Consider the following 20,886-nt stretch of genomic DNA (forward strand, 5'->3'; position numbering starts at 1 on the left):
TTCGCGCCCGGCTGTCAGTTTGACAGCGCCGCCGCTTCAAACATAGGACCCCACCCCGGCCCTTCCCCTCTTGCTTTACCAATTATACCGGTATGCTGGCTGAGCAGTTCAGGCCCGAATCGGGGTGGGCCTGCTCCCACTGCCGCTCCAACTGTTCGGCCAGCAGGGCTGAGCCGGTCAGCCAGTCGAGGGCGGCGGGAATGTCGGAGAAAAACTGAATTTCGGCGCAGGGGTAGCGGCGGCTATCAGCCAGCACACTTTCCAGCACCAGCTGGTTGTGCAGCCCCAGGGGTAGAATAAGCGCCACGGTGCGCACAGCCAGCCCCGCAAACTGCGGCAGCCACACGTCGCTGAGCCATGCCTGCTCATCAATGCTCACCAGCGGCAGGTGGGCAATATCGGCCAGCCAGCCGGTAACGCGGTCCTGCTGCGTACTCATTAGCAGCTGCTTAAAAGCAGCCCGAAAACTCGCGCCCGTCAGGGGGCCGTGCCATTCCCACCGCAGCACGCGTAAATCAGCTTCTACCTGAACGTATAACGATTCAAAGACACAAAACATGGCACAGACGCTTAACCAGCCGAGCTTAGCAACTGGATTAGCGAATGTAGCAGGCTATACTAGCTATAATATGAATTCTCGACTATACACATTTTCTACTCGGCGAAATGGTACATTTTCTTGTTTGCCAAAGTAGCTTCCAGTTGTTCGGCGGGCACCCGAGCCGAGGCGGGAACAGCGGCTTGAGCCTGCGCCGGGTTACTAGCGGGCACCAGCGGCTTGCGGTAGCCGTAGCGCGACAAGCGGTAAGCGAATGGGCGCCGGGCAGAGCCGCTCATACAAACAGCACTTCGGCAGTTCCGGCAGCGGGCGTTTTCACGGCCGGCCGCAACGCGCCTATTACGCGGCGGAGCAAACGAATAGCAACAGTTTTCATGGGCGTGGCTAAAAATTAAAGGACGCCACAAAGGTCGCCGGCAGGTATTGCGCCAAGGTTGTCAGGGAGTTATGCTTTCGTAAAATGCAACACCCTGCCCTCGGGAAGCGGAGAGTCGTATTCTGGTTTTTCCGCTTACATTTGTTTTCCTGGCAAAACCTGCTGCTCATGCGCGCACTCCGTTCCCGGTTGGCTGTAGTCCTGCTCCTGTGCTTTGCACGGGTGCTGCTGCCCGATGCCTGGGTATTGGCGCTGCACGCCCATCAGCACACTACCCACGAGCCCACGCAGGCGCCGGGCTGGCCCAAGGGCAAATCCTTGCTGTCGGCCAAGCACCAGCACTGCGACACCGACCAGTTCTTTAAGTCGGCCTTTGAGGCTCCTTTGCCCGTGGTGCTGCCGGTGGCCGCCCGTGGCACGGCAGCGCCGGTGCTTACCGTGGCCACGGTACCGGGTTACGCGGCGCCCTGTTTCCACCCGGCCCTGCGCGGGCCGCCCAGCCGGAGCTAGCTTCTGAGGCTGCCTTGTGCGTGTGTTCGGCAACGTCCGGGCTACGCTTTTGTAGCTGCTTGGCTTGCTTAGTTGCGCGGCGCGCGGCTGAATGTCGGTACTCGTACTGGGCTAGTGCAGCGTGTGGCGGCCGGTTTAGTTTCTGCCGGTAGGTTTCTCTTCTTTTCGTTTATGCTTTTTTCTTCTCCGGGCCTGCTCCGGAGGGCAGTGCAGCGTGGGCTGTGGCTAAGTCTGCTGTGGACGGTGGCCGGGCCCGTGGTGGCGCAGTCTTCCCCGGCAGAGTGCGCCCTGCTGCTCAGCGGCCGCGTGCAGGACCACGAGTCCCGGCAGGTGCTGGCCGGGGCTACAGTGGTGGTGCTGGAAACTCAGCAAGCCACGCAAACTGAGGCCGACGGCCACTACCACCTGGACCTCTGCCCTGGCACTTACCGCGTGCAGGTAACATTTGTGGGCTACGCTCCCGAAACCGTGGAGGTACGCGTGGCCGGCACTGTTATCCGCGACTTCCGCCTCCACCCCGACGCCGTGGCCCTGAAAAGCGCCGTGGTGCAGGGGCAGCGCGTGATGCTTCCCTCGGCTCAGGCCACGGCCACACTCAGCGGCGAAGCCTTGCAGCAAACCCGCGGGCAAAGCCTGGGCGAAGCCTTGCGGAAGGTGACGGGCGTAACGGCCATCCAGACCGGGCCCAGCATCTTTAAGCCCATGGTGCACGGCCTGCACTCCAACCGCCTGACTTTGCTCAACAACGGCGTGCGGCAGGAAGGCCAGCAGTGGGGCCAGGACCACGGCCCCGAGCTGGACCCGTTTCTGGCCTCGCAGCTGACCGTGGTAAAGGGCGCCTCAGCCGTGCGCTACGGCTCCGATGCCCTGGGTGGCGTGGTGCTGGTGCAGCCCCCGCCCCTGCGCGACACGGCTGGGGTGGGTGGCGAAGCGCACCTGGTGGGCATGAGCAACAACGGCCTGGGGGCGGCTTCGGCCCGGCTCGATGGCAACCTGCGCCGCCTGCCGGCCCTGAGCTGGCGGGCCCAGGGCACGGTGCGCCGCGCCGCCACGGCCCGCACGCCGGAGTATAATATTGCCAACTCGGCATTTGCCGAATACAACTACTCGGGGGCCCTGGGCTGGCGCAAGCCCACGTACGGTGTCGAGGCCTTTTTCAGCCAGTACAACACCCGGATTGGGCTGTTTCCGGTGCCCGATGGTAGCCTGGAGGACATTCAGCGGGCGGCGGGGCTGCGGCGGCCCTTGGTGACGTCGGAGTTCAGCTACGACATTGAGCGGCCCTACCAGCAGGTGCGCCACGACTTGCTGAAGCTCACCGGGTTTGTGCGCACCGGCGCAGCGGGCCGCCTCACGGCCACCGTAGCCCGGCAGGTAGACTTTCGGAGTGAGTTTGACAAGTACGGGCAGCGCAATGATGAGCGGGCGGCCCGCAACCTGCCCGAGCTGGACTACCGCAACCGCACCACCACCGCCGATGTGGCCTGGGAGCACCGGACCTGGCGCGGGCTCACGGGCAGCATTGGGCTGAGCGGCACCTACCAGAGCAACACCTACCGGCCCGGCAGCCGCTTTTTCATTCCCTACTACACCAACCTGGTGGGCGGGGTGTACTGGCTGGAAAGCTGGCAGCACGGACGGTGGCAGCTGGAAGGCGGCCTGCGCCTGGACCGCCGCGACCTAACCACCAAGCGCCCGGAGCGCGTGGCCGGCGAGTTTGCGGTGCGCGAAGAGCGGTTCCGGTTCACCACGCCGGCCGCCTCGCTGGGCGCCATCTGGGACCCCGGCGCCCACCTGACCCTGCGCGCCGACGCCTCCCTGACCCGCCGGGCCCCGGCCGCCAACGAGCGGGCCAGCCGCGGGGTGCACAACGGCATCTACGAGGAAGGCTACGACATCAGCCGCCCGGCTGGGGCCCGTGGCCTGACGCCGGAAACCGCCTGGCACACGGCCCTCACGGCCACCTGGCACGACAACCCGCGCCTGAACGGGGAGCTGACCGTGTACCAGACCCTGTTCGACGGCTACATCTACCAGACCATCATTGAACCGGTGCTCACGGTGCGGGGTCGCTTTCCGAGCTACCGCTACCAGCAAACCGACGCCTCATTCCGCGGGGTAGACGCCACGGCGACCTACCAACTGGCTTCGCGCTGGCTGCTGGGGGCCAAAGCTGCCGTAGTGGTGGAGCGTGACCGGACCCGCCGCGACTACCTCATCCTGGCCCCCGCCGACCGCCTAGAAGCCTCCCTGCGCCACGATGTGCGCCTGCCCGCCGCCACCCGGTTTTCGGGGGCATATGCCCAGCTGAGCGGCTTGGGCGTGCGCCGCCAGACCCGCACTCCGGAGGCCGTAGCCGAGGGGCTGGTGGATTACACCGCCGCCCCGCCCGGCTACGCCCTGCTCAACGCCGAGCTGGGCACCACCTTCCGCCTGGCCGGCCACCCGCTCGATGTGAACCTGAGCGGTACCAACCTGCTCAACACCACCTACCGGGACTACCTCAACCGCTACCGCTACTACCTCCACGAGATGGGGCGCAACGTGAGCGTGCGGGTCCGCATTCCGCTGGGTAAGTAACGGGTAAGCACCGGCTTTTTGCTTTTGCTTTCATTCCTCTTTTTCATCTCCTTCGTTCCCTTCACTCTTATGAAAAACCTTCAATTCCGTCCCTTCTGGCTGGCCTTGCTGCTGGCAGCTCCTTTGGCTACCCTGACTTCCTGCGACGATGACGACCCCCAGCCCGAAGAAGACAACGAGCTGATTACAACCGTGCGCTACACCCTGACGCCTACCTCGGGCACGGGCACGCCCGTGACGGTGGAGTGGAAAGACGCGGATGGTGACGGCGGCGCGGCTCCGGTTATCGGCACGCTTCGCCTGGCTCCCAATACCACCTACAACGCCACCATTACCCTGCTCGACGAGTCGAAGAGCCCCGCCGAGAGCATCACCGACGAAATCAGCAAGGAAAAAGAAGACCACCTGTTTGTGTATACGCCGGCGCCGGCGGGCCTGCTGACGGTGACCATCACGGACAAAGACGCCAAAAACCTTGACGTGGGCCTGACCTCGCGCGTGCAAACCGCGGCGGCGGCCTCGGGTACCCTGCGCGTGGTGCTGCGCCACCAGCCCGGCATCAAAACGGGCGCTGCCAACCTGGGCGACACGGATGTAGACGCCACCTTCCCGGTGACCATCCAGTAGGCGCCCCCCGGCACTGGGGGTAGCCCCGGTATTTTCTCCTGCTTTGGTTGTGGAGAAATTGGAGCAAGGCACCGGCCCGTGGTCGGTGTTTTCTTTTTATAGTTGATTGTCAGTGGCAGCATCTCTGCACGTAAAAGCAGCCGTTTAAGTACATTTCTCGCAGTGTTTCGCAGTGTTCTAACGCCGAAACGACCTCCGCGTAATCCTCTGCGAGCCTCAGCGAGAAACCTATCCAGCATGCATCATCACCACGACCATCACGGCCATCATCACCACGCGCCCACTGAGTTTGGGCGCGCGTTTGGCTGGGGCATTGGCCTCAACCTGCTGTTTGTAGCGGCCGAAGTAGCGGGCGGACTGTGGGCCAACTCCTCGGCGCTGCTCTCCGACGCCGGGCACAACCTGAGCGACGTGCTGAGCCTAGCCCTGGCCTGGGGTGCCACCTGGCTGGCCCGCCGCCAGCCCACAGAGCGGTACACCTACGGCTACAAAAGTGCCACCATTCAGGCTGCGCTGCTGAACGCCGCTTTACTCTACCTGGCCCTGGGCGCCATCTTGTGGGACGCCGTAGACCACCTGCGCCACCCCACGCCCGTGAACGGGCCCGTGGTAATGGTACTGGCGGGCCTGGGCGTGCTCATCAACGGCTTTACGGCCTGGCTGTTTCGGCGGGGGCAGGACGTGAACGTGCGCGGGGCCTACCTGCACCTGCTCACCGACATGCTCGTGTCGGTGGGCGTGGTGGTGGGCGGGGCCGTGGTGTACTTCACGGGCTGGCACTGGCTGGACCCGGCCCTGAGCTTCGTGATTCTGACCGTAGTGGCCGTGGGCTCCTGGGGGCTGCTGCGCGAAACCGTGCAGCTGAGCCTGCAAGCCGCTCCTGCTGCTATTGATGTGGCGGCCGTGCGGCAGTTCTTGCTCAGCCGCCCCGGCGTTACGGACCTGCACGACCTGCACATCTGGCCCCTGAGCACCCAGGACACTGCCCTGACCGTGCACCTGGTCCGGCCTGGCCTCTCCAACGGCAACCAGTTTCTGCGCGACTTGCAGCACGACCTTCACCACGAGTTCAACATCAGCCACTGCACCGTGCAGCTCGAAGACGAATTTCCGCTGATGGGCGCCCACGGCTGCTGCGCGTAGAGGCGCGTTGCACGCGCCCGGCCGGCCGAACAGGCTGGTCTTGCACTAAGCAGCTGCACAGCTTTGACAACGTCTTGATGGCGTCGTCTTGGCGCCTGGCAAAATAACCCCGGCTTCTGCCCGGCTTCGGCTTGCGTTACCTATTTTAGACCCCGACCAACGACCGGGCGCGTACGACGCGCCCCTACTGTATGCAGACAGCTTCTTCCCCACCCCGCACCACGGGCCTGCTCAGCGCCATTGTGGTAGTAGCCGCCCTGGGCTACTTCGTGGATATCTACGACCTGATCCTGTTCAGCATTGTGCGGGTCGAGAGCCTGAATGAACTCGGCATTACGGAAGCCACCGCCGTGCGCGACCAGGGCCTGTACCTCATCAACATGCAAATGGGCGGCATGCTGCTAGGCGGCGTGCTGTGGGGCATATTAGGCGACAAGCGCGGGCGGCTGTCGGTGCTGTTCGGGTCGATTCTGCTCTACTCGGTGGCCAACCTGCTCAATGGCTGGGTGCAGACCCTGGAGCAGTATGCCTGGCTGCGGCTGGTGGCGGGCATCGGGCTGGCCGGGGAGCTGGGCGCGGGCATCACGCTGGTATCCGAAACGCTGCCCAAGGAAAAGCGCGGCTACGGCACCATGATTGTAGCCACGGTGGGCGTGAGCGGGGCCATGCTGGCCTACTGGGTGAATGAGGCGCTGGAGTGGCGCAACGCTTACTTCGTGGGTGGCGGGCTGGGTTTGGCGCTGCTAGCCTTGCGCGTGGGCGTGTACGAGTCGGGCTTGTTTGAGCAAACCAAGCAGTCGGCGGTGGAGCGCGGCAACTTCCTGGCCTTGTTTACCAACGGCGCCCGGCTGGTGCGCTACGCCAAGTGCCTGCTCATTGGGGTGCCGCTGTGGTTTGTGGTGGGCATTCTGATTACACTAGCCCCCGAGTTTGGCCGGGAGCTGGGCATAACCGGGCCCGTAACGGCGGGGCTGGCCGTGTTTTGGTGCTACTTCGGGCTGGTGTTCGGCGACTTTGCCAGCGGCACGCTCAGCCAGGTGCTGCGCAGCCGCAACCGGGCCTTGCAGCTGTTTCTGGGCTTTTGCGCCCTGCTGGTGGGCGTGTACCTGTACGGCATCCGGGGCGCTTCGCCCACGGTGTTTTACGGCGTGTGCTTCGTGCTGGGTGTTTCGGTGGGCTTCTGGGCCTTGTTCGTGACGGTAGCGGCCGAGCAGTTCGGTACCAACCTGCGCGCCACGGTGGCTACCACGGCCCCCAATTTCGCCCGCGGCTCGGTGGTGCTGCTCACGCCCCTGTTTCAGCTGTTGCTGCACTGGCCGGTGGGCGGGCAGCCCCTGGGGCAGATTGCCAGCGCCACCATTCTCGGCATTCTGTCCTTGCTCATTGCCTTCTGGGCCGTAAGCACGCTGCCGGAAAGCTTCGGCAAAGACCTCGACTACGTGGAGCAGTAGCTGGTGCTGGCCGTGTGGGCGGGTCTTGCCTGGTGGGCTGTCCAACTATACCGGTTGGGCCTCGTACTAGCTATGGACCCTGTGCCCTACTACTATGAAAAAGATGTTTGCCTTTCTGGTCGTTGCGGCCACCGCCTGTTACGCGCCGGCCGCACTAGCCCAAGCTACCCCCACCGCCGCCGACACGGCGCAGGCCCGCTTACAAGCCCAGCAGCAACGGGCCGCCGAAGCCAAGGCCGCTCTGGAAGCGCAGAAGCAGCAAGCCACCGACTCCCGTAATGCTGCCAACCAAACCAAGGCGCAAATCAAGGAGCAGAAGCGCCAACTGAAAGCCCAGAAAGCGGCTTTGAAAAGCGAACAGGAGGCCGCCAAAGCAGCCCGCCGCCAGGAAAAAGCCGCTAAACTGGCCGCCCGCGCCGAAAAGCAAAAGGCCCGCGCCGCTGCCAAAGCCGCAAAGGCTACCAATTGACGCTTCTGCGTTGCTGCGCCCTGAACTGGCAAAGACCAGCCGGCCTGTAGCAATTTGCTGCAAACACGGCTTCGTTTAGCTGTTAGGAGGTGTTCCATCCTTCCGTTAGAAACTCAAGCAAGTGAAAACTCCGGTCTGTGGGCCGGAGTTTTTCGTATCCTTCCATCATTCATTTTTCACTTGCCCGCTGTATGGCTGAAGCGCAACCCACCAAAAACACCATTCAATTCTACCCGTGGCACCATTTTGTGCTGCTGCCTGCCCTGCTGGTGCTGGCCGGCTACGGCATCCGCCGCTACCTGGGCGTGGCCGGCGACGATTCCGAAACGTCGCGCCTGTGGTTTACCGTGATGGGCCTGGCCCTGGCCACGCTGGGCGTGCTCGTTATACTGCGCCAGCACTACGCCCTCACGCTGCAAGACCGGCTTATCCGGCTGGAAATGCGCCAGCGTTACTTTGAAGTCACCGGCCAGAGCCTCCGCCCGCTGGAAGACCAGCTAACCCTACAGCAAATCATTTCCCTGCGCCTGGCCGGCGACGCGGAGCTGCCCACGCTCGTGCAAGCAGCCATTCGCGAAAAGCTGAGCCCCAAAGCTATTCAGGCCCGCATCCAACATTTCCACTTCGACCATATGCGGGTATGATGAAGGAGGCTTGGAGGCTTGGGGGCTTAGGTACTCCGGTTTTCAAGTGTTGTCAAAGCTTTGGGTTGAGAGGCTTAGTACCAACCGCGCCTTGCACAACCCTGCGGGAGCGTGGATTTTTTACCTGACTTTTGCGTTATCGTACTTCGGCCTTTTTCTCAGCCAGTCCCAAGATTCTAAGCCCCAAGACCCTAAGTCCCTAACATCTATGATTCTATACAACGTCACTACCAGCCTCGACCCGGAAATTGCGGAACAGTGGCTGGAATACATGCGCGACACGCACATGCCCGAGGTAATGGCCACGGGCTTCTTCCTGAAAAGCCAGCTCTGCCGCATGCTCAATGAGCAGGACGATGGTATTACCTACGCCGCGCAATACTACGCCGTGAGTATGGACCAGCTGGAAGAATACCAGCGCGTAGCCGCCCCCGCCCTGCGCAACGATATGGACAAGCACTTTGGCGGCCGGTACGCCTCCTTCCGCACTATGCTGGAAGTGGTAGATTAAACTTCTTTTGCAATCGAAAACGCCTGTCATTCCTCGCTCCGCTCGGAATGACAGGCGTTTCTCTGCACGAGCAGTTCACTGGCTTGCAGCGGCTTCGGCGGCTGGGGCGCAGCAGTAGGCGTGCAGCTGCTCAGCGGTGAGGTTGCCGTTCAGCCATTCGGGGTCGAGGTTGGCGCCGAGTTTTCGGTAGAAGCCAATGGCGGGCTCGTTCCAGTCCAGCACCTGCCACTTCAGGCGGTTCGCGCCGGTGCGGCGAGCTTCGGCCACTACCGTGTCGAACAGCAGCCGGCCCAGGCCGGTGCCGCGGGCGGCTTCCGTCACCACTAGGTCTTCGAGGTAGAGCATGCGGCCTTTCCAGGTGGAGTAGGCCGTGTAGTACAGGGCCAGGCCAATGATGCGGCCATCTTCGGGCTGCTCTGCCACGAAGAACCTGAAAATGGGCTCGGCTCCGAAACCGTCGCGCTGCATGTCCTGGAGCGTGTTGGTGACTTCCTGCGGGGCCCGCTCATACTCAGCCAGCTCTTGGATGAGGGCCAGCACCTGGGGCAGATCGGCCTCGCGGCCACGGCGGATGGTTGCCATTCGTGGTAATGAAAAATTGAGAGGTAAAAATTGAAAACTGTAGCTGCCGAAGCAAGGCGAAAACGAAAATGAGCACCGGCCCAAGGCCAGTGCTCATCTGTTTCGAGTAGCTCACACTACCGGCCGACTTACATCACCGGCTGCATTTTCTTGATGTCTTCGGTGGCATTCACGGCGTTGATTTCGCGCGTGGCCGAGTTGGGAGGGGCTACTTTGCCACCCGTCGTGTCGGGAGCTGGCGGAATGGGAGGCAGGGGCTGTACGGCAGCGTCTTCGTCGGCTTGATATTCGGAGTTACAAGAGGTAGTCGACAGCAGCAGGGAGCCGGCCAGCAGCCCGAAGAGGAGCGTTTTTTTCATATAGAAAGCAAAAATTCAGAAGCAGTTACGTGCTATGCGGCCGCGAAGATACAAACCAGAACCGGGGTTGGCTTTTAGCTGCTGGTTTTTAGTTTTTGATTGCTGATTTCGTCGGCTGCTGCCTTCGGCAAGCAGGAAGTAGCTTCTGGTAACACTACCGCCAAAAAACCAGCACCCCAAAACTAAAACCAACCAAAAGTCTACTTCTTATACGGATTTACGCCCATGTTCTGGAAGGCAAACGACCACACGTCGGCCCACTCCTGAATCTGGAGCTTAGTGCTTTTGCCGGCGCCGTGGCCCGCATTCACGTCGATGCGGATGAGCTGGGGGTGCGGGCCGGTGTTGGCGGCTTGCAGGGCGGCCGCAAACTTAAACGAGTGCGCGGGCACCACCCGGTCGTCGTGGTCGGCGGTGGTGATGAGCGTGGCCGGGTAGCTGGTGCCGGACTTCAGGTTGTGCAGGGGCGAGAATTTGTAGAGGTTCTCGAACTGCGCCTGGTTGTCGGAGGTGCCGTACTCGGGGGCCCAGTTCCAGCCGATGGTAAACTTCTGGTAGCGCAGCATGTCCATCACGCCCACGGCCGGCAGGGCCACGGCGCACAGGTCGGGGCGCTGGGTCATGGTGGCGCCCACCAGCAAGCCACCGTTGGAGCCGCCCGCAATGGCCAGCTTTTCGGTGCTGGTGTAGCCCTGCACTTTCAGGTACTCGGCGGCGGCAATAAAGTCGTCGAACACGTTCTGCTTGTTGGGCGTCATGCCGGCCTGGTGCCAGGCCTCGCCGTACTCGCCCCCGCCCCGCAGGTTCGGAATGGCCAGGATGCCACCGTTTTCCAGCCACAACATGCGCGCCACGGAGAAGCTGGGCGTCAGGGAGATGTTGAACCCGCCGTAGGCGTAGAGGTAAGTCGGGTTCTGCCCGGTCAGCTGCAAGCCTTTCTTGTGGGTGATGAACATGGGCACCTTGGTGCCGTCCTTGCTCTTGTAAAACACCTGCGTCGTCACGTAGTCCTGCGGATTTACGTCCACTTTGGGCGCCCGGAACACGGTGCTGGTGTTGGTAGCCAGGTTGTACTTGTAGATGGTAGTGGGGTAGGTAAACGAAGTGAAGGCGTAGTACACGTCCTTCGAGTCGCGGCGGCCCCCGAAGCCGCTGGCCGTGCCAATGGCCGGCAGGGCCACGTCGTGCTTAAACTCACCCTTTTCGGTGTACACCTTGATGTTGGAGCTGGCGTCCTTCAGGTAGGAGGCCACCAGGTAGCCGCCCACGTGGTCCACGCCTTCCAGCTTCTGCTCGGTTTCGGGCAGCACTTCCTTCCAGTTGGCTTCCTGGGGCTTCTTGGGGTCGATGAGCACCACGCGGTAGCGCGGGGCCTTATAGTTAGTGAGCACCAGCAGTTGCCCGCCCACGTTGCCCACCACCGAGTTGTTGTGCTCGTAGCTGCTGATGAGGGGCGTAAACGTGGTAGCCTGCTTGGGGTCGGTCAGGTCGCGCACCGAGAGGCGGTTGCCGTCGGCCTTGCCATCGGTGAGGTAGAGCACCAGGAAACGCTCATCCTCGGTAGTGCCCACGGTGCGGAAGCCCAAGGGCATCTTTTTGTCTTCGTACACCAGCTTGTCGGCGCTCTGGGGCTTACCCAGCTGGTGGTAGTACACCCTGTGAAACTCGTTTTTGCCCGACAGCTGGTTTTCGCCGGCCTTGGGCGCGTCGTAGCGGCTGTAGAAGAAGCCGTTCTTGTACCACGCCGCCCCCGACACCTTCACCCATTGCAGCTCATCGGGCAGGGGCTGGCGGGTTTGCAGGTCCATGACCTTCAGCTTCTGCCAGTCGGAGCCGCCGCCCGAGGTGGCGTAGGCCAGGTAGCGGTGGTCGTTGGAGAAATAAGTGCCGGCCAGCGCCGTAGTGCCATCGGCAGAAAACTTGTTGGGGTCGAGCAGCACGTTGGGCTGGCCTTCCGAGCCGTCGCTGCGCTGCACGTAGAGCACCGCCTGGTTTTGCAGGCCGTCGTTTTTGCTGAAGTAGAGGGCGTCGCCTTCCCGCTGCGGAATGCCAAACCGCTCGTAGTTCCACATCTGCGTAAGCCGCTCCCGAATCTTGTCCCGGAACGGAATCTGCTCCAGGTAGCCAAACGCGACCTTGTTCTGGGCTTCTACCCAGGCTTTGGTGTCGGGCGAGTCGAGGTCTTCGAGCCAGCGGTAGGAGTCGGCCACGGCAGTGCCGAAGTAGTCGTCTTTGTGGTCGACTTTCTTGCTTTCAGGGTATTGCACAGCGAAACGAAAAGCGGGAGTAGTAGCGGCGCCGCCCGAGGCGGCCGTAGCCGAAGCCGCGGCCGTGGGCGTGCCCGGCTGCGACGACCGGCAGGCGGCCAGCGCCGCGAGGGCCAGAACAGGAAAGGTGAGGTTGCGCATAGATGGAACGGGTTGGGAGAAAGCGCCGAAGATAAAGCACAGATGTTGCAGATTAACCGGATTGCACAGATTATTCTTTGTTATGTGCTGTGGCGTGGGCGCCGGCCTGGCGCTCTGCGGCTACGCCTCTTTCGTAGCCACCCACATCATTCTGCCCGGATGCGGCTTTGGTGGCGCCCTGCTCGTTGCGCAAGCCGCTCAGAACCCTACGCCCCGGTTTTCTACTGCATCCGCCCCACTTTCGGAATCACCTGAATCAGGAAGCGTTTGTTGTCGCCCTCGCGGCGGCCCTGGTAGCGGCCAGTGCCGTAGAAGCCGCTGCCCCCGATAATCAGCTCAATGCCGCGGTCCTGGCTGAAGTTGAGGCCGTTTTGCTTCCAGAGATTGAGTAGGTTGAGGGCGCGGCGGTAGCTGAGCTGGTAGGTGGCCTGCTCCTCCCGTTGGTTGCGCGGGTCGCCCGGCGGGTAACGCGCCGCCATGCCCTCCACGATAACGAGGTAGCGCACGGGCTGGTCAGTTTTGATGTTTTTGAGCACCGTGCGCAGGCGGCGGCCGGCTTGCAGCAGGGCCGGTTTGTAGGCGTCCTGGATTTCGTCGCGGCCCGACTTGAACTGCACCGGCACCAGCAGCTCGTGCCGCTCGTTGGCGGGGTCGTAGCGGAAGTATTTGCCCTCCAGCTGCTGCAAGGAGCGCCGAATCTTGGTAATCTGCTCCAGCTCGGCGGCTTTCACTTTCAGCTCGCCGTTGGCCTGCTTCAGCTCCCCTTCCCTATCCCGAAACAGCTTGAAGCTGTACACGAACAGTACCAGCATCACCACAAACAAGGACGTCATCAGGTCCACGTAGCTGGGCCAGAAGAAGTCGTTGGCTTGGCGATTTGCGTTCTGCATAATTGAATGTAACGCGAAGTTTCACTTCGCAACTCGCGTTGGGGATAATTAGATTGGCACCTGCAAGGCACCCGCCTGCTACCTTTCCGAGTAGATGACTTGCGTCGAAGATACTTGGATAAATCTCCCAACAACGACGTTCTATTGCCTCGCGAAGTACAACTTCGCGTTACATCATAGTGGCTTCACGCCGCCAAACAACCTGTCCATAAACCGCTGAAACCGGTTCTTGGCCGTGGCCTTCACCAGCACTGTGTTTAGGTTCGACAGTTCCAAAAGCAGCTTGGCTTGAATTTGTGAGTCCAGCTCGATTTTGCGGAATAGCTCGCGCTGGGTGGCCGTGATGTCGCGGCTGAGGGCGTCTTGCTGGCTGGTGAGGTTTTGGAAGGGCTCCAGCTGTTTCAGCAGCCGCTCAAACACGTTGTCGGCGTTCAGCTTGTCGAAGTACTGCTGCCACTTCTCGTAAGCTAGCTGGGCCTGCCGCTCGTTGTAGGCGAGGCGCTGGCTCATAACTTCGGCCAGGCCCACGCCAGCTTGGTCGATGTGCTGCTCGGCGCGGTCCTTGAGGTTGCGTAGCTCCACCTGGTGCTTCTGGAAGAAGTCGAGCATGAGCTGCACCGAGTTGTTATTGCCGCCGATATACTGGCCCAAGTCGTTGATGCCCTTCTCGAAGCCGCGCAGCCGGTCCAGAATGCTGTTTACGGCTTCAGCCGAGTGGTAGCCGTTGGCCAGCATGTCGTTGAGCTTCTGCTGATAGCCCGTAAACGCCGCAAACAGCTCCGCCGACTCGCGCACCTTCTCAAATACGGCAATGTTGGCCGCCGCCATCTTGTCGTAGCCGATGGTATCGAGGCGTTCCAGGAAGTCGCTCTGCACCCGGATGTTCTGCGTTACCTTGTCCAGCAATGGGTTGAACAGCTCAATCTGCCCCACAAACTGCTGGTTGAAGGCGTCGAGCACCGACTTCAGGTTGGTGAGCGAGCTGGCCATGTCGGCGTGGAGCACGGGCAGCAGGCGGGCTTGCAGGAAGGTGTAGTACTGGTTCTGGAGCCGGTCGAGGTGGTGGCGGGCCTGGCGCACGAGGCCGTTGCCGAGCAGCGTGAGCAGCAACCCCACGAAAGAGCCCGTCATGGCAATCAGCACACCGGTGAGGAAAGGCGTCAGCGCGTCGTCGTCGCTGGACACGCCGTTGCGGGCAATGCCCACCAGACCCAGAATCACGCCCAGAAACGTGCCGAGCAGGCCCAGGTAGAGCGGCGTGGCTACGTTGGCCTGCACCTCGTTGTCGAGCACCTCGCTCTGGCGCTCCGAAATGTCTTTCAGGATGTTGAAGTCGGCCGCGGCACCTTTGTTGTGGCGCAAATAGTCGTTGGTGTCGCGCAGAATGTGCTCAAACTCCGGCGAAGCTCCCTGAGCCTTGATGAGGTTGGTGGCAAAGGCCTCGGGCGGGGCGTCGGCGGCGTAGTCGGGCAGGTCGCGGCCGTCGGGCAGCACGAGGCGGTGCTCTACGCGCAGCGCCTCACGGGCCGGGTAGAGCTGCGCCAGCCGCTGCGCCGCCGCCCGCGTTTGTAGAAACGTGCGCACCTGCAAGCCAACGACCACGGCCACAACAGCCAGTTCAAGAATGATTTCAAGCATAGATGTAGCGCGAACTAGGTAGTTCGCGTATCTCCGGGTCGTTAAGGTATTATTTCTTCTCTTGGCACGGCGATACGCGAACTACCTAGTTCGCGCTATATCATTCAAACCGAATTCCCGCCTTCTGCTCGATCTGCCAGGTGCTGCCCACTTTGCGCAACACGCCTTCTTCCTCGGTCACGATGCGCGCCACGGCGCCAGTGGGCTGCTGGTAGCGGCAGGCTTCCCGCAGAGAATACTGGGCACTCTGGATGGCGTAGGCGTGCACAGCCGGATTTTGCGTGACGCTGAACGTAGCCAATTCCGGCCACTGCGGGTCCAGGTGAATTTCGTAGATGCTGTCGTGCTGGGGCTCGTCGGCTAAGTCGTACTCGCTGAACGCGCCGTTGACGGGCACTTTTACATAGCGCGTACGGGGCTGAGGTTCGGGAGCTTCGTAACCGGCGAGCTGCACCGGCGGCACCAGCGCATCAAACTCATCGGCGGGAGCTGGGGCTGGCGGCGCAGGCTCAGCAGCCGGCGCAGCCACGGGTTCGGCAGTAGCGGCCGGCGCTGGGGTATAAGCAGCGGGCTGCGTGTAACTGGCTGGCGCCGTAACGGGCGCAACGGAAGCCGCCGGCACAACAGGCGGTGTAGGCTCCAGCCGGGAAACGGCCAAGGAAGCCGCGGCGGTCAGCTGCTCGCGTAGTTTCTCTACCTCTTCCCGCACCTGCTGTTGCACCAGCCGTTCCAGCTCCCGCTGCTGGGCCGCTGACAGTTTCTCCGCCGTTGCCCCAGCCACGGCCGAGCCGACCGGGGCGTTTTGCAGGGCCAGTATCTCGTCGCGCCGCTTGTCGATGCGGGCACTTAGCTCCCGCTGAAACGCCCCGATGCTGCGCCGCAGCAAGGCGTAGAGCACCAAGCTCAGCAAAGACAAAATCAGGGCCAGCGGCCCGAAAAACTTGTTCATCAGGCTTTCCCCCGCACTCCGGGTCGGCGGCACAGGACTGGCCACGCCGGCCTCGGCCGGGCCCGCGTCGCTGGGCGCGGCGGCGGTAGCTTCGTCCACCGGGGCTACTTCCTCGTCTGTTGCCGGGTCGGCAGTTGTTTCGGCGGCGGCCGTGTTCAGCTCGCCAATGGGCGTACCGTTGTCGACGTAGTTTTTGAGGGCAGTTTCGAGCACGGCCACGTTCTGCATGCGGGCCGGACTAGCGCGGCGGGCCGGGGAGGCTTTCAGGCGGTTGATGATTTCCGTGGTCAGCTTTTGCAAACGGGAGTTGTCGGAGCCCAGCCCCTTGTACATCACCCCGCGCCCCTCCAGCGGCTGATACAGCGCCGAGTACACCCGCTGGCTGTCGGGCTTGATGCTACTCTCAAACTCCTTCAGGCTGCCCCCGCAGCTCAGCCGGCTTTTCAGATTCGGCCGGCCCGTGTCCTCGTACACGAACTTCACCGTGGCGCACCAGATTTGCACCTTCTGCTCCTCCAGCGTCGGCTGGCCCAGGGGCGTTTGGGCGCGGGCGGTGGTGGCGAGGAGAAGCAGGCTCGGAAGCAGGACAGCAAAGCGGTGAGAAAGAGGCATAAGGGTTTAGCAGCAGGTGGTTCAAAACGCAGCCAGAGCCAGAGCTAGAGCTACAAACTAGATGGCTAGTTCCCCTCCTTAGAAAGGAGGGGCTAGGGGTGGTTGACAATCGGTGGGACGACCCAGCGATTCATTTGGCGAAAAGGCAGCTTCAATAGCAGCCAGCACACTCTCCGGATGACTCCAGAAATCTTTGTTTTCGAACCGCAATACTCGTAAGCCCTGAGCCTCTAAATAGCACGTACGGTCGATATCCCGTGCATTACCAACCACATTATAATGCCCGGCTCCATCGAGTTCTATTACTAACTTTTCAGCTGGACAGTAAAAGTCTGCGATGTACGGCCCGATGTTATGCTGCCGCCGAAACTTGCGGCCACTCAATTGGCTGCGCTGCAAATACGTCCACAACGAAGCTTCGGCAGCAGTAGTGTGGCTTCGTAGCTCACGGCGCAGCTGTTTTTTATGCAGCAGATTGTGTACTCTCTCCGGGTGGTCGGGCATACGCGGTGTATTTTAGTCTATAACTAGAGTTAGAAAACTAAAGCTAGTTCCCCTCCTTGGCAAGGAGGGGCTAGGGGTGGTTGACCATTAATAGAACGACTGCTAGAGCTAGGAACTAGAACTAGATACCGTAACAACGGTGGTCAACCACCCCTAGCCCCTCCTTGCCAAGGAGGGGAACTAGCTTTAGTTTTAGCTTTAGCTGCGTTTCCCTTCCTCACGCCTGCAATTCCCGGCTCAGGTTATACAAGGATTGCTTCAGCGGCAGGAAGAACAACGTTTCCGGCAGCGTTTCATCGGCGGAGAGTTGGCGCTGGAACTGGTGCAGGCCCAGGCTCAGGCTGTCTTCAATTTCGCGCTGGAGGCTGTCTTTCACCCGCTGGCGGTCCACGTCTACGCCTACTTCGCGCAAGTAGGGCGCCACCTCGTCGCCTTCGAGCACCAGGGTCAGGTACTTGCGTACGTTTTCCAGCACCTGATTTTTCAGGTCGGCATCTACCTGGGCCAGCTTCAGGCGCTGCTGGTTCAGCTCGGCGCCTTCCACGGTGCCGCTGTATTTCACGGGCTTGATGTTGTCGTAGTCGGCGGTGTTGGTTTTTTCCTCGAACAGCACGCCGCCGTTGGTGGTGGCTTCCTTGGGGTTGTCGGCCAGGATGACGCGGAAGTTGTGGGGCGGCTCGGTACCGGTTACGGCCTGGAAAATGGCTTTGGTAATCTTCTCGATTGACGTGAGCGAGCTGCCGCCGGCCATGAGGCGCAGGTAGAGGCTGCCCTTGCCAGAGAAGCACAGGTAGCGCGGCGTTTTCAGGCCCAAATGCTGCACTAGTTGGGCGGTGTGGTAGATGATGCTGGTATAGTGCAGGTAGAACAGCACCCGCAGCTGCCGGCCTTTGCCCAAACCCAGGGCCTGGGAGAAGCGCAGCGCATCATCGTACTTGAACAGCAGGCTGGTTACGTCGGCCGAGCCGAAGTCCGAGTTTTTCAGGGCCGCGTTCAGGTAGCCTTTGTACTCGGCATTTTGCTCGGAGTCGGGCAGGCTTTCCACGTGGCCCACACCGAGGCGGAGCAAGCCATTTTGCTTGGGCGCGCCCTGCACGCGGGCGTACCCGTCGCCCCACAGGTCGTCGCCGGCGAAGCGGAATGAGGTGCTGTAGGCCGGCTTTTGGTCGGCGAAGATGAGCAGGTCCGTGGTGCCGCCGCCGATGTCGATGTTCACCACATTTTCGTCGCGGTTGGGCACCACCTGGTTGGTGGCCGTGAGGTAGTAGTACGGCGCCACCGATTCGGTAAGGCACACGGTGGGCCGTTTGGCCTTAAACACCTGCCGGAACGCCTCGTCCCAGACCTGCTGGAACTGGTTGCGCAAAAACCCATCAAAGCTGAGCGGCGCAAACCACACCACCCGCGTGTCTTCCAGAATGCCGCCGTGCAAGGCCGCCTTGTGGCGCAGCAGCAGCAGGATTTCCTTGAAAAATGCCTCGATGCGCGCCACGCCCTGCGGGTCCAGCTCGGCCGACCATTTCAGGTTGGTTACGAAGCGGTTCTGGGGCAGCTCCGAGGTGTTTTCGGTGTTGATGCTGAAGCCGATGTTGATGTTGCTGAGCACCTTGGCCGGCTCGTTGGCAAACGAGGTGGTTTCGCACACGGCCGTCCGAATCGGAAACTCATACACCGAGCCGCCGTCGCCCACAAACGAGGGCACAAACTCCCGGTTTTGCAGGGTGGCAATGTAGGCCCAAATCTGCCCCGCGCCGGTGCGGTAGCGCTGGGCCGCCGACAGGCCAGCGTCGGCCAGCGGGGCGTGCAGCCACTCCACTTGCACGTCGGCCTCACCGATGGTGAGCGGGCGCGGGTGGGCCGTGGGCGAATCGGCGTAGGCCACGTGGGTGTTAGTGGTGCCGAAGTCGACGGCGAAGGTGAAGCGGCGCGTGCCGCGGTCCAGCTCCCGCCAGCGCGGCACCAGCAGCCCCCGCGCCGGCTCGGCCCCGATGGTAGCCGGCGGGCAAGTCAGTTCGGCCAGGTCGAAGTGGGTGCCGGTGATTTCGTAGTAGGTGCTGCCGGCCGTGGCCATGCTTTTCTGGGTGCGCTCGTAGCGGGTGGCGCGGCGCGCGGCGCCCTGCTCCGTGATTCGCTCCCCGCCCACGAAGAAGTTGAGGTCGTAGCGGCGGTTGAGCATGGTGGGCGCGTTGTCGGCGTCCACCAGCATCACCTTGTACAAGTCGTTGAACTCGGGCTGGTAGCGCACTTTGTAAAACGGAAACACGCCCACGCCCACGTTGGCCCGCACAATGCGGCCTTTCTCCAGAATCTCGCGTCCCTGCGCGTCTTTGGGATTCTGGGGGTTGATGTAGTAGCTCCGCTCGAAGGTGATGAAGCGGCCGGCCTGCACCGGCACGCGCAGCTGCACGCGCACGTGGTTGAGGTCAATGGTAAAGGTGAGCAGCTCGGCCAGCTCGTGCTCGGTGAAGTACTCGAAAAACGCCTGTTTCAGCGGCAGCAGGTACGGAAACCGCGCTCGGCCCTGCCCATCGGCCCCGTACTGGAACGTGACTTTGCCGGTGTGGAAGCGCTGGGTGTTCAGCTCGTAGGGCAGCTCCACCAGCGAGTCTTCCAAGAAGTCGCCGACGGTCAGGTAGGGATACTTGAAGCCTTTGCCGGGCAGCACGCGGTTTTCCAGGGTCAGCTCGTCGTGGTAGGGCACGGGCGTACGGTCGTCCCAGGGCTGGCCATTAAGATAGTTAGCGCCCGGCATGGTCAGGTTGGGGCGCAGCACCAGCGGGCGGGGCCGGCCGCCCACGGCCTCACGGGTGGGCTGGATAAACAGGTCGGAGCTGGTGACGGCCGACTGGTCGGCGCGGCCGGGCAGGGGCACGTTTTTCACGCTGGCCAGGTTGCCCTGCACGTCGGGCAGGGCCGGGTAGCGGGCCGCAAACTGCTGGGCCGTCCGGTCGCCCTGCATCTGGAGCTGGTTGATTTTGGCGCGGTCGAGCAGGGCGTACACGCTGCCGGCAAAGTCGCGGCGCTGCAGCTGCGGATACGCCAGAAACAGCTCGTACACAAACTCCCGAAACTGCGGGTCCCGGTCTTCGAGCAGCACAGTTTGCTTGTCGAAGTAGTGGCCGCGGGCCTGGGGACGCTCCAGGTCCAGGGGCTGCACTTCCGGTCCGGTAAAGAGCAGCGTCAGGGGCGAGGTGCCGCCCAGCAGCCGCGGCCCGCCTGCCACCTCTGGCGACTCATAGAACACCAGGTACATATCGGTGAAGTCGCGGAACCGCTCGTCCTGTAAATACAGCTGCAAGGTTTCGCCCAGCAGGCGCGTGCCCTCGCTCTGCCGCATCCGCCGAATTTCGGCTTCGGCGTTCCAGCGGCGCAGCGTGAGGCGGCGGCCGGCCTGGGTGTAGAGGTGGTAGTTGTAAAGCAGCTCCAGCAGGTCCCAGAAATGGGTCACCAGCTCGTGGTACACCGAGCCGGGGTTGCGCTGCCCTTCACGGGCCAGGAAGTCGAAAGCCGTTTCAAACAGGTGCATCCGCGCAAAGGGCGTCGGGATGCTCACGGCCAAGTTGCGCGACTTGCCGCCCGCCGGGTCCGTGACGGTGTTGATTTCGGTGCTCGTGACGGGCGCGGTTTTCTGCCAGCCTTGCACTTGCTGGGAACCGTTGTTGTGGAGACGAAGGACTTTGGGCATGTACTGTGAAAGCGCTTATTGAAAAAAGCTAGCCTAGGGTCATTTTTTATAGCGTTGTAAAATCAATCCTATATCCTGCTGATCATTGTCCATAAATAAATCATTGCTAGTCCACTCTTGCATCTCGTTTGTAGGAATAAAAACTAGATTACCAAATTCATTGTGCGAAACCAAAGAAATTATTTCACTTCCATCAACCAATTGAAAATTAATATTTACACTGCTTCTTACATCCATTCTCCCTCTACCTCCCACGTTGGGACGTAATGCTTTATAGTCGTCAATCATTTGTCTTATAGTTATTAAGTCTTTAATAATCATAGTATCTCAAATAAACTGCTTAGAATTAGCTGTAGGTGATATAATTATTTGCTTCACACTAGCGTATT

The 20,886-nt window shown here is 61.7% G+C and carries 19 protein-coding genes; 8 read left to right on the forward strand and 11 right to left on the reverse strand.

Annotation, left to right across the window (positions count from 1 at the left end):
• Positions 1-82: 82 nt before the first annotated feature.
• Together OIS53_RS13080 and OIS53_RS13085 are read right to left on the reverse strand one after the other, a co-directional pair.
• Complete coding sequence (locus OIS53_RS13080; protein ID WP_264679017.1) at positions 83-439, reverse strand: hypothetical protein; 357 nt, start codon at positions 437-439, stop codon at positions 83-85.
• Between the two features lie 215 nt (positions 440-654).
• Entirely contained in the window at positions 655-837 is a 183-nt protein-coding gene (locus tag OIS53_RS13085) for a hypothetical protein (RefSeq protein WP_264679018.1), read from the reverse strand.
• A gap of 266 nt (positions 838-1,103) precedes the next feature.
• Here OIS53_RS13085 and OIS53_RS13090 point away from each other — a divergent pair, with 266 nt between their 5' ends.
• The 8 genes from OIS53_RS13090 (at position 1,104) to OIS53_RS13125 (ending at position 8,870) form a co-directional block, all read left to right on the forward strand.
• Complete coding sequence (locus OIS53_RS13090) at positions 1,104-1,445, forward strand: hypothetical protein (protein WP_264679019.1); 342 nt, start codon at positions 1,104-1,106, stop codon at positions 1,443-1,445.
• Positions 1,446-1,616: 171 nt separating this feature from the next.
• Entirely contained in the window at positions 1,617-4,025 is a 2,409-nt protein-coding gene (locus tag OIS53_RS13095) for a TonB-dependent receptor (RefSeq protein WP_264679020.1), read from the forward strand.
• Positions 4,026-4,094: 69 nt separating this feature from the next.
• Positions 4,095-4,652: a hypothetical protein gene (locus tag OIS53_RS13100; protein WP_264679021.1), complete on the forward strand. Its 558-nt coding sequence runs from the start codon at positions 4,095-4,097 to the stop codon at positions 4,650-4,652.
• Positions 4,653-4,889: 237 nt separating this feature from the next.
• Positions 4,890-5,795, forward strand: coding sequence for a cation diffusion facilitator family transporter (locus tag OIS53_RS13105; RefSeq protein ID WP_264679022.1), 906 nt, complete (start codon positions 4,890-4,892; stop codon positions 5,793-5,795).
• 191 nt (positions 5,796-5,986) lie between these two features.
• Positions 5,987-7,246, forward strand: a complete 1,260-nt coding sequence (locus OIS53_RS13110; protein WP_264679023.1) for an MFS transporter — start codon at positions 5,987-5,989, stop codon at positions 7,244-7,246.
• 94 nt (positions 7,247-7,340) lie between these two features.
• On the forward strand, positions 7,341-7,715 hold the full coding sequence (locus OIS53_RS13115) for a hypothetical protein (RefSeq protein WP_264679024.1): 375 nt from the start codon (positions 7,341-7,343) through the stop codon (positions 7,713-7,715).
• A 191-nt stretch (positions 7,716-7,906) separates the two neighbouring features.
• Positions 7,907-8,359 (forward strand): DUF6526 family protein, encoded by a 453-nt coding sequence (locus OIS53_RS13120; RefSeq protein WP_264679025.1) that lies wholly within the window; start codon positions 7,907-7,909, stop codon positions 8,357-8,359.
• A gap of 208 nt (positions 8,360-8,567) precedes the next feature.
• The gene (locus OIS53_RS13125; RefSeq protein ID WP_264679026.1) at positions 8,568-8,870 is read left to right on the forward strand and encodes a DUF4286 family protein; all 303 of its coding nucleotides are present in this window, start codon (positions 8,568-8,570) and stop codon (positions 8,868-8,870) included.
• A gap of 75 nt (positions 8,871-8,945) precedes the next feature.
• On the opposite strand, the gene OIS53_RS13130 is transcribed toward OIS53_RS13125, so the two are convergent.
• The 9 genes from OIS53_RS13130 to OIS53_RS13170 all read right to left on the reverse strand — a co-directional run bounded on the left by OIS53_RS13130 (position 8,946) and on the right by OIS53_RS13170 (position 20,818).
• The gene (locus OIS53_RS13130) at positions 8,946-9,452 is read right to left on the reverse strand and encodes a GNAT family N-acetyltransferase (RefSeq protein WP_264679027.1); all 507 of its coding nucleotides are present in this window, start codon (positions 9,450-9,452) and stop codon (positions 8,946-8,948) included.
• Between the two features lie 128 nt (positions 9,453-9,580).
• Positions 9,581-9,811: a hypothetical protein gene (locus OIS53_RS13135; RefSeq protein ID WP_264679028.1), complete on the reverse strand. Its 231-nt coding sequence runs from the start codon at positions 9,809-9,811 to the stop codon at positions 9,581-9,583.
• A 200-nt stretch (positions 9,812-10,011) separates the two neighbouring features.
• Positions 10,012-12,219 carry a prolyl oligopeptidase family serine peptidase gene (locus OIS53_RS13140; RefSeq protein WP_264679029.1) on the reverse strand — a complete coding sequence of 736 codons (2,208 nt, stop codon included), beginning with the start codon at positions 12,217-12,219 and terminating at the stop codon, positions 10,012-10,014.
• A 221-nt stretch (positions 12,220-12,440) separates the two neighbouring features.
• Positions 12,441-13,109: a hypothetical protein gene (locus tag OIS53_RS13145; protein ID WP_264679030.1), complete on the reverse strand. Its 669-nt coding sequence runs from the start codon at positions 13,107-13,109 to the stop codon at positions 12,441-12,443.
• 174 nt (positions 13,110-13,283) lie between these two features.
• Positions 13,284-14,747, reverse strand: a complete 1,464-nt coding sequence (locus tag OIS53_RS13150) for a hypothetical protein (RefSeq protein ID WP_264679031.1) — start codon at positions 14,745-14,747, stop codon at positions 13,284-13,286.
• A gap of 100 nt (positions 14,748-14,847) precedes the next feature.
• Positions 14,848-16,308, reverse strand: a complete 1,461-nt coding sequence (locus OIS53_RS13155) for a flagellar biosynthesis protein FlhF (RefSeq protein WP_264679032.1) — start codon at positions 16,306-16,308, stop codon at positions 14,848-14,850.
• A 78-nt stretch (positions 16,309-16,386) separates the two neighbouring features.
• Positions 16,387-16,812, reverse strand: coding sequence for an endonuclease domain-containing protein (locus tag OIS53_RS13160; protein ID WP_264679033.1), 426 nt, complete (start codon positions 16,810-16,812; stop codon positions 16,387-16,389).
• Between the two features lie 217 nt (positions 16,813-17,029).
• Positions 17,030-20,497, reverse strand: a complete 3,468-nt coding sequence (locus tag OIS53_RS13165; RefSeq protein ID WP_264679034.1) for a hypothetical protein — start codon at positions 20,495-20,497, stop codon at positions 17,030-17,032.
• 39 nt (positions 20,498-20,536) lie between these two features.
• Positions 20,537-20,818: a hypothetical protein gene (locus tag OIS53_RS13170; RefSeq protein ID WP_264679035.1), complete on the reverse strand. Its 282-nt coding sequence runs from the start codon at positions 20,816-20,818 to the stop codon at positions 20,537-20,539.
• Between the last annotated feature and the right edge of the window lie 68 nt (positions 20,819-20,886).

It is taken from the genome of Hymenobacter sp. YIM 151500-1, from assembly GCF_025979885.1.
Lineage (GTDB): Bacteria > Bacteroidota > Bacteroidia > Cytophagales > Hymenobacteraceae > Hymenobacter.